Origin of the sequence: Cloacibacterium sp. Arc13 (genome assembly GCF_041431305.1) — a bacterium.
Taxonomy (GTDB): Bacteria; Bacteroidota; Bacteroidia; order Flavobacteriales; family Weeksellaceae; genus Cloacibacterium; species Cloacibacterium caeni_B.
Genome location: NZ_JASMRM010000004.1, coordinates 139,482 through 152,706 on the forward strand (window position 1 = coordinate 139,482; position 13,225 = coordinate 152,706).

Sequence of the window (13,225 nt, forward strand, 5' to 3'; positions counted from 1 at the left end):
CATTTTTCAGATTTTTAATTACATTTGTTACTTTGTAATTTTAAAAATCAAGAATGAATCAACTTTTCAGAAGAAAACATTACACTGGAAAAGAGCATAAATCTGAATTGATTAGAGCTCTCGGTACTTGGGACATTGTATTTTTTGGTTTAGCTGCCATCATTGGAGCTGGGAGTTTCAGTAGTTTAGGCGAGGCTATTTTCCGAGGCGGACCTGGTGTAATTTCCCTCTATATTATTTGTGCTGTTGCATGTGCTTTTACTGCGATGTCTTATGCAGAATTCGCCAGTAGAATTCCTACTGCAGGAAGTGCATATACTTATGCTTATGCCAGTTTCGGCGAGTTAATCGCTTGGATTATTGGTTGGGCGCTCATTATGGAATATTCCTTTGGAAATATTTATGTCGCTTTTTCTTGGAGTGATTATTTTACTTCTTTTGTAGAAAGATTAGGCTTTGGAATTCCAGATTATTTGACGACCAGTTATACAGAAGCCAAAAAAGCATTTATGGCAGGTTCTCAAAATCAAGAATTGGTAAACGCATGGAAATCTGCTCCCATCATTGCTGGAATTAAATTTATCGTAGATATTCCTGCTCTGATTATCAATGCTTTAATCACTTGGTTGGTTTATATCGGGATTAAAGAAAGTAGAAATTTCAATAACTTATTGGTTATCTTAAAGTTAGCCGTAATATTTTTAATTATTGCTGTAGGTGTTTTTTATCTCAATTCAGAAAATTGGGTTCCTACCAACAATGAAGGTGTAAAATCTTTTATGCCCAATGGTTTCACAGGAGTCATGAGCGCTGTAGCTGGTGTTTTCTTTGCTTACATTGGTTTTGACGCATTGAGTGTACTTTCTGAAGAAACTAAAAATCCTGAAAAAACTTTACCCAAAGGAATGATTATTTCTTTGGTTTTGAGTACCGCAATTTATATTGTTTTGACATTAGTATTAACAGGAATTGTAGATTACAGAAAATTTGAAGGAATCGGCGATCCATTATCTTTTATTTTCGCTCCTCAAAATGCAAATATTCCTTGGATGGAATTTGTGGTTTCTGTTACTGCTATTGTAGCGATTACTACAGTTTTATTGGTTTTCCAAATGGGACAGCCAAGAATTTGGATGAGCATGAGTAGAGACGGATTAATGCCGAAAAAATTTGCAGAAATTCACCCGAAATATAAAACACCAAGTTTTGCTACCATTATCACGGGAGTTGCCGTTGGCTTACCGATTTTATTCACGGATAAAACCTTTATTTTAGATTTTACCAGTATTGGGACTATTTTCGCATTTGTATTGGTGAATGGAGGAATTTTATTGATGCCACAAAAAGAAAAATTAAAAGGCAGATTTCATTTGCCTTACATCAATGCTAAATATATTTTCCCTGTATTATTTATCGGTGGATTAGTAGGCTTCTATTTTTGGCAGCCAGAGTTTTTCCATAATTTATGGAACATTACAGATGAGCATGAAGGTGAATTTAGGCTTTCTATCATCATTTTCTTGATTATTAATTTAGCTTTAGTAGTATTGTCTTATCTCAAAAACCTTTCTCTAATACCATTATTAGGATTAACTTCTTGTCTGTATTTATTAACAGGAATGACACACAATAACTGGTTCTGGTTCGGATTATGGTTTATCATAGGATTAGGAATTTATTTCTTCTACGGAAAGAAAAATAGTAAGTTGAATCCTGAGAATATGTAATTTTTGAGCCACGAAGTGGCGACAAGAAATACAATAGGATTTTAATCCTATGAAATATGGCACAATCATTAGCAAAAAATTATATTCATATTGTATTTAGTACAAAAAATAGAAAACCATTGATAAGCCCATCAATAGAGCATAAATTATATGCGTACATTGGTGGAATTTGCAGAGAATTAGAATGCAATCCAGTAGCAATTGGTGGACATAATGATCACATTCATATTTTATGCCTTTTATCTAGAAAAATTGCATTATTCAATTTAGTTGAACATGTAAAAGCCCGTTCTTCAAAATGGATAAAAACGCAAGGAGAAGAATTTAGTAATTTTTATTGGCAAGATGGTTATGGTGCATTTTCAGTGAGCGAAACCCATACAGAAAAGCTTATTGATTATATTAAATTTCAGAAAAAGCATCATCAACAGAAAAATTTTGAAAATGAAATTTTAGAAATTTTAAGAAAGAATAAAGTAGATTATGATGAGAAATATCTATTTGATTAAAATATAGGATTAAAATCCTATCTTACTTCTCATCGCCACTTCGTGGCTCTGCAAAACAAAATATCCCGAGAAATTTCTCGGGATATTTTTATAATTAATGATTATGTTGTTTTGGTGGAGGTGGCATTTTACCTTGATCTGCTTGTTCTAATTTATTAGCCGCAGTCATGGCTACCATCATATCATTAAGCATATTGCTTGCAGCAGTAGGAGAATTAGGCAATAGAACCAAGTTACTTCTATTGTTTGCACCTACAGAATGTAGCGTATCATAATGCTGTGTCACTACGATTAACGCAGATGCTTCTTGAGAACCGATATTCACATTATTCAGCATTCTTACTGATTCTTCCAAACCTTTTGCAATTTCTCTACGTTGGTCTGCAATACCTTGACCTTGTAATTTTTTAGATTCAGCTTCCGCTTTCGCTACGGCTACAATTCTGATTCTTTGCGCTTCAGATTCATATTCTGCAGCTGTTTTTTCACGTTCAGCAGCATTAATTCTGTTCATGGCGTGTTTCACTTGTTCATCTGGGTCAATATCTGTCACCAATGCTTTAATAATGTCATAACCATAAGATTGCATCGCTTCTTGCAACTCACCTTTTACTGCAATTGCGATATCATCTTTTTTCACGAAAACATCGTCTAATTTCAATTTAGGAACTTCGGCTCTTACTACGTCAAAAACATAAGATGTAATTTGATCTTGAGGATTTTCTAAACGATAATACGCATCACCAACTTGATTTCTAATCACTTGATACTGCACAGAAACTTTCATTTTAAGGAAAACATTATCCAAAGTTTTGGTATCAATCATCACGTCTAACTGCTGAATTCTAAGATTCATTCTTTTTGCAATTTGATCTACAAAAGGAATTTTAAGATGAAGACCAGATTGTCTTACCGATTGAAATTTACCAAAACGCTCTACAATTGCCGCTGTTTCTTGTTTTACAGTGAAAAAAGAAGCGAATAAAATAACGAGTCCCAAAAAGACTAAAACGCCTAATACTTCCATAGTTTATTGTTTTTAAAAATTTTTTAATAAGTCTTGAAATGTTCTTTAAAGTTACGAAATATTTCTAAACTCGTGAAATTGTAAAGTCGTGAAGTTGTGAAGTTGTAAAGTCGTGAAATCGTGAAGTTGCTAATTTGTAAAACTTTGAGAATTCAATACTCTTTATTTGCTGTAATCTTCCTTATTTTCAATAATCAAATTTACGACTCAACGATTCATCAACTTTACATGAAAATTACATCGTCATTCCAATATCAATTCCTTTGATTTTTCGATACAAATCAGTTGCAAAATTGTCCGTCATTCCAGAAACGAAATCCAGGACTCCGAGAACTTTCTCATAAACCGTTCCATCTTCATAGATAAATTGTGAAGGAATCAATTGTAATGCTTTTTTCTCAAAACCTTTTCGCTCTGATTTTTCTTTAATAATCGGCGGAATAAAATGATTCAAAAGCTCATACATTACGTTATAACCAGCGTTTTCTATTTCGACCACACTTCTGTGACCATATATTTTTTCAATAGAAAAACGCTCCACTTCTTGAAAAGATTCACTCTCAGATTTAAAAATATCTAGCAAAGCTTTATTCAACGTTCCGTTTAAAATTTCAGAGAAATGTAGTTGATACAATTCAGTAGATTTATTGATAAGTGCATTAATCACTTTGGCTCTCAAATAAGAAATTCTTTCGTTTTTATTCGAAAATAAAAGCAATTTTTCTGCACTTCTTTTGGCATCTTTTTCATTGACAGATTTTATCAAATCCATGAAAAGGTTTTCGCAGTCAGCAGTAGAAATAATTCCTAATCTGTGCGCATCTTCCATGTCGATAATGTTATAACAAATATCATCTGCAGCTTCTACTAGCCAAACAAAAGGATGACGTTTAAAAATCGTAGGTTCTTCGCTTTCCACCATCATTTTGGTAGCATTCGCAATATTCAGAAAAGTCTGTTTTTCACTTTGAAAAAACCCAAATTTCTTGCGATTAACGTGACCTTTTTTCTTAGCAATCGCTTCGCAAGGATATTTGGCGATACTTGCCAAAGTAGTATAAGTAAGCTGAGTTCCGCCTTCATCTTTACCCGTTTGTTTGTGCGTAAGAATTCTGATAGCATTGGCATTTCCTTCGAAATTTACCAAATCTGCCCATTCTTTTTCTATGAATTTTGGCTTTAATTCTGATTCATTTTTTTCAAAAAAACTAGCAATTGCATCTTCACCAGAATGTCCGAATGCAGGATTACCGATATCATGACAAAGACAAGCCGCTGCAATCACATTATTGAGATTATAGAGATAGAAATTTTTAGAATCTTCGGTGAGTTCGTTTTCAAAATTTTGAACGATAAATTCGCCAGCAAGACTCCCCAAACTTCTTCCCACAGAAGAAACTTCTAGCGAATGCGTGAGACGATTGTGCACGAAAACACTTCCTGGAAGCGGGAAAACCTGAGTTTTATTTTGTAATCTTCTGAATGCCGAAGAAAAGATAATTCGGTCAAAATCTCTCTGGAAATCTGTACGTGAAACAATATTCTGAACGTGATTTCCGGTTCTCTGATTGGTAAAAATTGTGTTTAGAATCATAATCTAATTCAAAAATAAGTCTTAAATTTAATATCTAAAAATTTAGCTATGAAATTTTTAAATTTTTTATTCTTGGCAGCGATTATTTCTTGCGATAAAAAACCAGAAACTTTTAATCAGAAATCTATTGAAGAAAATTGTTTTCAGATTGTAAAAGTGGGTAAAGAAAATCCCAAAAAGCAATACACGAAGCCTACAAAAGAAGATATTTTACAGAATTTCCCGAAACATATTCAATATAAAACCGTTGAAAACAAAAGTAATTTTGAAGGAAATTTAGATTTTTTCAATAAAGAAACAGAAAAAGAAAAACAATTCATTGATTCTCCTGAATATCAGACTATTTTTAAAGATTTCATCAGCGATTTACCTGAATTTCAATATCTTTCTAAACAAAATCAGTTTGCTCTCGCCAAAAATAAATATGGACTTTGGCTCATTGAAAAATCTGGAAATCAAAAAGCGAAACCTTATTTTCTTGGGCTTCCCCAAAATGCTTTTGTGAATTATGATTTTAATGCACCTAATTTCACATTTTTAAATGAGAATGCAATTCATTTAAGCGGAAGCATCGTGAAAGTTACCCGACTTTCGTCTTTTCCAATTTTGCCAAAATATGAAGTGATAAAAGATGATGTAGAATTTTCTATTCCACTTGCTGAAATTAAAAAAGACAGCGACCAAGATGGTTATAATGACTTGTTTGAACAATTCATTGGTTTAAATCCAACCCAAAACGATAGCGATGATGATGGACTCAATGATTTCGAAGATGCAAATCCTAGATACGCATCTGTTTCTTCTAAATTCTCTGCGATGTACGAAGCCATCGTAGATGAAACTTCACCAAAAACGCATTACAGTTTCACAGAAGTTTTGACCGATTGTGATTATTTCAATCAAATCAATCCCAAAAACAGAAAATTCCTTTTTTATAACACCGAAGAACAAATTCCTATTAAGGAAGATGTTTTAGACCATTTTTTCAATGTAAAATACAGCAAAATTTCTGAAAATAAATTCTATCCTAATACTTATGATATAGATTATGCTGATCAAAAAGGTTCAGGAAACATTAGTGCAGAATTTATCAATGGAAAATGGAAAATTTCTAAAAAAACTAATCTCTATTTTGGTGTTTAAGCACAGTAAAAACTTCATAAAATTTAATCAATATGAGTACTTTCAGAAGTGATTTATCTGGGAAAGAATTTCCCGAAAACGAAAGGGTTTCCGCTAAAAATATCAGACAATCCCTGCTTCATTTTATCAATAAAACGCATCCTAATTTTTCAAAAAATTGTTTTTTGAGCATTGAAGAAATGAACGAATACCGAGAAAAATATATTTCTGAATTTCTCAATAAAAAATTAGGAAACCTAACCGAAGTAGAAAAACAAGTCATTCAATCTGTTTCTAAAAACACCATGATTTCTACAGAAGTGGAAGAAGATGAAAAAGAAATTACTTTTGGTCAAAAATTGGCAGATAAAGTAGCAGAATTCGGTGGAAGTTGGGGTTTCATCATCTTTTTCATGACTTTTTTAGTTGCTTGGATTTTACTGAATGTTTTTTGGCTTTCTAATCATGGTTTTGACCCTTATCCATTCATTTTATTGAACTTAATTTTGTCTTGTATTGCGGCAATTCAGGCTCCTGTGATTATGATGAGCCAAAACCGACAAGAAGAGAAAGATAGAGAACGCGCCAAAAAAGACTACAAAATCAATCTAAAAAGTGAACTAGAAATCAGAGAATTACACGAAAAAATAGACCATTTAATTATTCATTATCAACAAGATTTACTCGAAATTCAGAAAACTCAAATAGACTTATTAGAAAACATCTTACACAATGTAAAGAAAGAGTAAAATAAAATTTCTGAAATTGTTTTTAAGCTAAAGTTTTACTTCAATGAGGAAGAATTCTGTTAAAAAAATTAAAAAATTTAGTGTATATTTGTTTCTGAACCACTATAAAAAAACTAATGAGTCAAAATTTAGATCAAAAAGATTTACAAATATTAGATTTGCTTCAAAGAAATTCTAACTATTCGGTAAAAGAAATCGGAGAGAAAATTGGCTTATCTTTTACCCCAACTTACGACAGAATTAAGTATTTAGAAAAAAATGGTTTTATAGAAAAATATGCAGCCATTCTCAATCGTAAGAAAATAGGCATCGATTTAGTGGCTTATTGTAACGTGACGATTAGAAATCAATCGAAGCAATCGCTAGATGAATTTGAGCAAGAAATTAGACAGTATGATGAAGTTCAAGAAGTGCTTAGTTTGTCTGGAACTTATGATTATATGCTGAAAATCGCCACCAATAACATTGACACCTATAACAATTTCATTACCAATGTATTAGCCAACACTCCAAATATTTACCAATACCACAGCAGTATTGTTCTGAACGAAATTAAAAGAGAAAACACCTATAAACTCTTAGAAAAAGAACATCAACTGGATATGGAAAATGAGAAAAATTCGTCTAAAAAAAATAAGCTTTAAACCCATTCAGTTTAAAGCTTTTTTAATTCAATTATTCCACTCCATCCTATTTAAATTTCTCAAAAACTTTTGAGAATTCTTCTTTAATTTCTTCGTTGCAAAGATTTCCGATGCTTCCTTCGTGCGTATGATTTAAGTTTTTATTCGGTTCAAAATTCTGATTTTCAATACTTTGACCAACTTGCACATAAGCATCACGGAATGAAACTCCATTCAAAACTAAATCATTTACATTCTCAACACTAAAAAGATATTGATACTTTTCGTCTTCCAAAATATTATCTTTTACTTGAATGTGATTCAAGGTATATTCTGTGATGTAAAGACAATCTTTAATGGTATTAATTGCAGGGAAAAGCACTTCTTTGGTCAATTGCATTTCTCGGTGATAACCAGAAGGTAAATTATTGGTCAACAATGTTAATTCCGTAGGAACACCTTGCAAAATATTACATTTACCACGAATTAATTCAAAAATATCTGGGTTTTTTTTATGTGGCATAATGCTGCTTCCTGTAGTAAAAGTATCTGGAAATGTGATAAATCCAAAATTCTGATTCATATACAAACACACATCATAGGCTAATTTGCTCAAAGTATGTGCAATAGCAGCAATAGCAGTTGCCAAAGTTTTTTCAGACTTTCCGCGCGTCATTTGCGCATAAACTACATTGTAATTTAGCGTCTCAAATTCCAGTAATTCTGTAGTTAAAGTACGATTAATCGGGAACGAAGAACCATAACCAGCGCCAGAACCTAAAGGATTTTTATTGGTGATTTTATACGCAGCCAAAAGCATTTCTAAATCATCTATCAACGCTTCTGCATAAGCTCCAAACCACAGTCCAAAAGAGGAAGGCATCGCAATTTGAAAATGCGTATAACCCGGAATGAGTTTATCTTGATGTTCGTTACTTAACTTTTGTAAAGTCTGGAAAAGATTTTTCACCAAATCTTTAATTTCTAGAATTTCATTTTTGAGGAAAAGCTTAATATCAACCAAAACTTGGTCATTTCTAGAACGCGCAGAATGAATTTTTTTACCAATATCACCCAATTTCTGCGTCAGTTGAAATTCGATTTGTGAATGTACATCTTCTATTCCTTCTTCGATGACAAATTTTCCTTCTTCTATTTGAAGTGCAATATGATCTAATTCTTCTAAAATTTTTGGCAATTCAGATTCTTCAATCAAACCGATGGTTGCGAGCATTTTCACGTGTGCCTTGTTTCCCAAAACATCGTATTTTGCGAGTTGCAAATCAAATTCAGCATCTCTACCAATGGTAAATTTTTCTACCAAAGCAGCATGCTGATTTTCAGATAAATTATTTTTTTGCCAAAGTTTTTTGCTCATTTTAAAATACAATTTTTGATAATAATTGAATGTAAATTTTTATGCCTTCATAAATTTCATCTACATAAATAAACTCGTCACTGCTGTGCGAACGCGCCGACAAACCCGGCCCCATTTTAAGTGATGGATAAGGAATTACAGCTTGATCTGAAGTGGTAGGCGAACCATAAGTAGTCCTGCCCAATTCTAAACCTGCTTTCACAATAGGATGCTCCACAGAAATAGAGGAAGAATTTAATCTAAATCCTCTTGCTACAGCCTTACTTTTTATATTTTGTTGAATAATTTCTAAAACTTCACGATTGGTGTATTGGTCTGTGGTCCTTACATCTATAGTAAAACTGCAAGTGTTGGGCACCATATTGTGCAATTTCCCTGCATTGATAACACTTACCGTCATTTTCACGTCGCCTAAAGCATCAGATTTTTTGGGAAACTGATAATTTTTAATCCATTCTATGTCCTTAATTGCGTTGTAAATGGCATTATCATCATTAGGATGCGCTGCGTGAGAAGAAGTTCCCGAAGCCTCGCAATCTACTACCATTAAGCCTTTTTCAGCAATCGCCATCTGCATTTCTGTAGGCTCACCAACAATTGCAAATTCTAAATTCCCAAAATGTGGAAGTACAGATTCTACTCCATCTAAACCAGAATTTTCTTCTTCTGCAGTTGCTGCATAAACGATATTGTATTTTAAATCATCAGATTTATAAAAATAAAGAAAAGTCGCCATTAAAGAAACCAAGGCTCCACCAGCATCATTACTACCCAAACCGTAAAGTTTACCATCTTTTACAATCGGTGTAAACGGATCTAAGGTGTAGCCAGAATTAGGTCTTACCGTATCATGATGAGAATTGAGAAGAATGGTTGGTTTTTCTGGGGAAAAATTTTGGTTGAAAACCCAAACATTGTTTTGTTGACGATGAGTTTTCACCCCTTTTCCCTGAAGATATTCCTCAATTAAATCAGCCGATTTATCTTCTTCTTTACTGAAAGAAGGGATAGAGATCAACTGTTTGAGCAATTCTACAGCATTATCGCCAAGTTCTAAAAAATTATTGGGTGATTTCTGTTCCACTCGTTCTATCGTTTTCGTTAATTAGTTTCTTCAAAAAAGTTTCTTTTACAATAAATACTGATTTTACTCCTTTTTCTATCGCTTCAAAAGCATTGTCGATTTTCGGAATCATTCCGTCATTCACAATATTTTTTTCTTTGAGTTGAATATAAGTTTCGGGTGTTATTTTAGCAATGACTGAATTTTCATCTTCTACATTCTCTAAAACTCCATTTTTCTCAAAACAATATGCTAAATTTACTTTAAAATTTGTTGATAAAGCAACTGCCAAACTCGATGCAATGGTATCTGCATTCGTATTGAGCAAATTACCGTTTCCATCGTGTGTAATGGCACAAAAAACCGGACAAATATTTTCAGAAATTACTTTTTCTAAAAATGAAGCATTAATTTTTTCAGTTTCTATATCTCCTACCCAACCAAAATCTACCTTTTTCACAGGTCTTTTGTGTGCTGGAATTATATTGGCATCAGCTCCAGAAAAACCGATGGAATTCAAACCATTTTTTTGCAAAGTAGCCACAATATTTTTATTGATTAAACCTGCATAAACCATCACCGCAACATCTCTGGTCTCCTGATTGGTAATTCTTCTGCCTTCAAAAAACTCCTGTGGAATTTCTAATTTTTCAGCTAGTTTGGTTGCCAATTTACCACCACCATGAACCAGAATTTTAGGTTTTTGAATTTCCGAAAAATCCTTCAAAAAAGCATCTAACTTTTCGGGATGGTCTATTACGTTTCCACCAATTTTGATGATGTATACTTCTTGTTTTTGCACTTCTATTATTTTTTATTATCTCGCAGATTTTGCTGATTAAGCTGATATGTTTTTAATTTTAATAATATGTCGCTACTTCGTGGCTCATAAATACCTTACAAAAAAAAGAAAAACTTGTAATTCTTGTCTTTCTCTCGCAGATTGAGCTGATTGAGCTGATATGTTTTTAATTTTAATAATATGTCGCCACTTCGAGGCTCATAAATACCTTACAAAAAAAGAAAAACTTGTGATTCTTGTCTTTCTCTCGCAGATTGAGCTGATTGAGCTGATATATTTACAATTATATTAATCTGCCAAATCTGCTTTATCAGCGAGAAAAACATTACAAAATATTTTTCAAAACTGCTTGTGCAGCGAACAATCTGTTGTATGATTGTTCAAAAATCAATGATTGTTCAGAATCCAAAACCTCCTCGCTAACCTCAACATTTCTACGAACCGGTAAACAATGCATTGGTCTTCCGTTATTGGTGATTTTCATTTTTTCTTCAGTTAGCATCCAATCATCATAACCTTCTGCAACTTTTCCGTAATCATTAAATGAACTCCAGTTTTTAATATACACAAAATCAGCATCTTTCAACGCTTCTTTTTGATTATTAGTCACTTGAGCATCGCCAACAAAAGCTGGGTCTAAATCTAAACCTTCAGGATGCGTAATCACAAAATCCACATCTTGCGCATTCATCCATTCTGCGAAAGAATTGGCAACAGCGTGTGGAATTGGCTTAATGTGAGGTCCCCAAGTTAAAACTACTTTCGGTTTTCTGGTTTCTTTCCATTGTTCTTTAATGGTAATGGTGTCTGCCAAACTCTGCAAAGGATGTCTGGTAGCCGCTTCCATAGAAATCAATGGTTTATTGAGATACTTTTGGAAAAGCGTTAAAATCTTTTCTTCGGTGTCTGATTTTTTATTTTTTAAATCTGCAAAACATCTGATTGCCACAACATCACAATACTGTCCGATAACCGTAGCCGCATCTTTTATGTGTTCAACTGTAGTACCATTCATCACAGCTCCATCTTCAGTTTCCCAAGCCCAAAAATCTTGTCCAGCATTGAAAGTCATCACTTTAAAACCTAGATTTTCAGCCGCTTTTTGAGTGCTCATCCTTGTTCTGAGGCTAGAATTCATAAAGATTAAGCCTAGTGTTTTTCCTTTAGCTAAATTCTCGTCCTTCAAAGGATTTTTCTTGTATTCTAAAGCGTCTTGAATTAAGTTTTCAAGATTTTCTACGTCATTTATAGATAGAAATTGTTTCATTTTATATTTATTTTAAACGCAAAGGTTTAATATTTATTTATGTTTTATTTTAAGAAAGCAAAGGCATAAATGCTTCGCTAAGCTTTGTGTTTATGGTTTCCCACAGATTACACAGATTACACAGATTTTCACAGATTTAATGAAATTTAATATCAAAAAATTGTCAATCCAAAATCGTAAATCTAAAATTCTAATCTTCTTTTAAAATTTGGATTAAAGCATCTGCAAATTTCTTCACGTCTTCTTTTTTCACATTTAAAGCAGGTAAAACTCTCAAAGTATTTGGTGTAGAAGCATTACCTGTCAACATTTTGTATTCTTTAACCAATCTATTTCTTACTTCGTTGCAAGGAAAAGCCAAATCAATCCCAATCATCAAACCTTGATAACGAATTTCTTTGATATTTTTTTGATTTTGAAGCAAAGAAACCAAGTAATCTCCCACTTCTTGAGCATTTTGTAATAGATTTTCTTCTTCAATAACATCTAAAACTGCTTTAGTAGCAGCACAAGCCAAGAAATTTCCTCCAAAAGTAGTTCCGAGCAAACCGTACGAAGCTTTGAATTTAGGTGAAATTAAAATTCCCGCAACAGGAAAACCATTTCCCATTCCTTTTGCCATAGCAATAATATCAGGAGTTACACCAGCGTGTTGATGAGCGAAAAATTTACCACTTCTTCCGAAACCAGATTGAATTTCGTCTGCGATGAAAACTGCATTATTCTCATCACACAATTGTTGAATTTTCTGTAAAAATTCGGTAGTTGGAATTTGAACACCACCAACTCCTTGAATTCCTTCCACAATCACTCCAGCAATATCTGAATTGGTTTTGAATTCATTTTCTAAAGCATCCAAATCATTGAAAGGAAGTTTTACGAAATTCTCAGATTGATTGACAGGCGCTACAATTTTCGGATTGTCTGTACAAGCTACAGCAGCCGCAGTTCTTCCGTGGAAAGCTCCTGAAAAATAAATAATTTTCTTTTTTCCGGTGTGGAAAGAAGCCAATTTTATGGCATTTTCATTGGCTTCAGCACCAGAATTGCAAAGGAAAAGTGTATAATCGTTATAACCAGACAACTTGGTCAGTTGTTCAGCTACTTGATTTTGAATCGGAATTTTTACATAATTGGAATAAAAACCGATATTATTGAGTTGTTCCGTAATGTATTTTAGATAAGTTGGATGAGAATGTCCAATGGAAATCACGGCGTGACCGCCATATAAATCTAGATACTCTGTTCCGTTTTCGTCCCAAAAATAGCTTCCCTCAGCTTTTGCTGGAGTTACGTCTATTAAAGGATATACATCAAAAAGTTTCATTTTTATTTATGATTTACGATGTTTGATTTACGATTTT

The 13,225-nt window shown here is 33.0% G+C and carries 12 protein-coding genes; 5 read left to right on the forward strand and 7 right to left on the reverse strand.

Going from position 1 to position 13,225, the window contains the following annotated elements; genetic code table 11:
* Positions 1-53: 53 nt before the first annotated feature.
* Together QO190_RS05170 and tnpA are read left to right on the forward strand one after the other, a co-directional pair.
* Positions 54-1,727 carry an APC family permease gene (locus tag QO190_RS05170; RefSeq protein ID WP_371461710.1) on the forward strand — a complete coding sequence of 558 codons (1,674 nt, stop codon included), beginning with the start codon at positions 54-56 and terminating at the stop codon, positions 1,725-1,727.
* A 56-nt stretch (positions 1,728-1,783) separates the two neighbouring features.
* Entirely contained in the window at positions 1,784-2,236 is a 453-nt protein-coding gene (gene tnpA / locus QO190_RS05175) for an IS200/IS605 family transposase (protein WP_371461708.1), read from the forward strand.
* 94 nt (positions 2,237-2,330) lie between these two features.
* On the opposite strand, the gene QO190_RS05180 is transcribed toward tnpA, so the two are convergent.
* Complete coding sequence (locus QO190_RS05180; protein ID WP_104792629.1) at positions 2,331-3,263, reverse strand: SPFH domain-containing protein; 933 nt, start codon at positions 3,261-3,263, stop codon at positions 2,331-2,333.
* 235 nt (positions 3,264-3,498) lie between these two features.
* Entirely contained in the window at positions 3,499-4,857 is a 1,359-nt protein-coding gene (gene dgt, locus QO190_RS05185; protein WP_371461707.1) for a dGTP triphosphohydrolase, read from the reverse strand.
* A 48-nt stretch (positions 4,858-4,905) separates the two neighbouring features.
* On the opposite strand from dgt, the gene QO190_RS05190 reads away from it, so the two are divergent.
* From QO190_RS05190 to QO190_RS05200, 3 genes are all read left to right on the forward strand, one after another.
* Positions 4,906-6,000, forward strand: coding sequence for a hypothetical protein (locus QO190_RS05190; RefSeq protein ID WP_371461705.1), 1,095 nt, complete (start codon positions 4,906-4,908; stop codon positions 5,998-6,000).
* A 32-nt stretch (positions 6,001-6,032) separates the two neighbouring features.
* Complete coding sequence (locus tag QO190_RS05195; RefSeq protein ID WP_371461703.1) at positions 6,033-6,728, forward strand: DUF1003 domain-containing protein; 696 nt, start codon at positions 6,033-6,035, stop codon at positions 6,726-6,728.
* A gap of 116 nt (positions 6,729-6,844) precedes the next feature.
* Positions 6,845-7,372 (forward strand): Lrp/AsnC family transcriptional regulator, encoded by a 528-nt coding sequence (locus QO190_RS05200; RefSeq protein ID WP_069796819.1) that lies wholly within the window; start codon positions 6,845-6,847, stop codon positions 7,370-7,372.
* A 46-nt stretch (positions 7,373-7,418) separates the two neighbouring features.
* Here the strand turns inward: QO190_RS05200 and argH are convergent, their stop codons facing one another.
* From argH to QO190_RS05225, 5 genes are all read right to left on the reverse strand, one after another.
* Positions 7,419-8,729, reverse strand: a complete 1,311-nt coding sequence (argH, locus tag QO190_RS05205) for an argininosuccinate lyase (protein ID WP_371461701.1) — start codon at positions 8,727-8,729, stop codon at positions 7,419-7,421.
* 1 nt (position 8,730) lies between these two features.
* Positions 8,731-9,813, reverse strand: coding sequence for a M20 family metallo-hydrolase (locus QO190_RS05210; protein ID WP_371461699.1), 1,083 nt, complete (start codon positions 9,811-9,813; stop codon positions 8,731-8,733).
* Complete coding sequence (gene argB / locus QO190_RS05215) at positions 9,791-10,594, reverse strand: acetylglutamate kinase (protein WP_371461697.1); 804 nt, start codon at positions 10,592-10,594, stop codon at positions 9,791-9,793. Before argB ends, QO190_RS05210 begins: the two co-directional genes overlap by 23 nt.
* 325 nt (positions 10,595-10,919) lie before the next feature.
* Entirely contained in the window at positions 10,920-11,861 is a 942-nt protein-coding gene (locus QO190_RS05220; RefSeq protein ID WP_371461695.1) for an acetylornithine carbamoyltransferase, read from the reverse strand.
* A gap of 190 nt (positions 11,862-12,051) precedes the next feature.
* Positions 12,052-13,188 carry an aspartate aminotransferase family protein gene (locus QO190_RS05225; protein WP_371461694.1) on the reverse strand — a complete coding sequence of 379 codons (1,137 nt, stop codon included), beginning with the start codon at positions 13,186-13,188 and terminating at the stop codon, positions 12,052-12,054.
* Positions 13,189-13,225 lie beyond the last annotated feature (37 nt).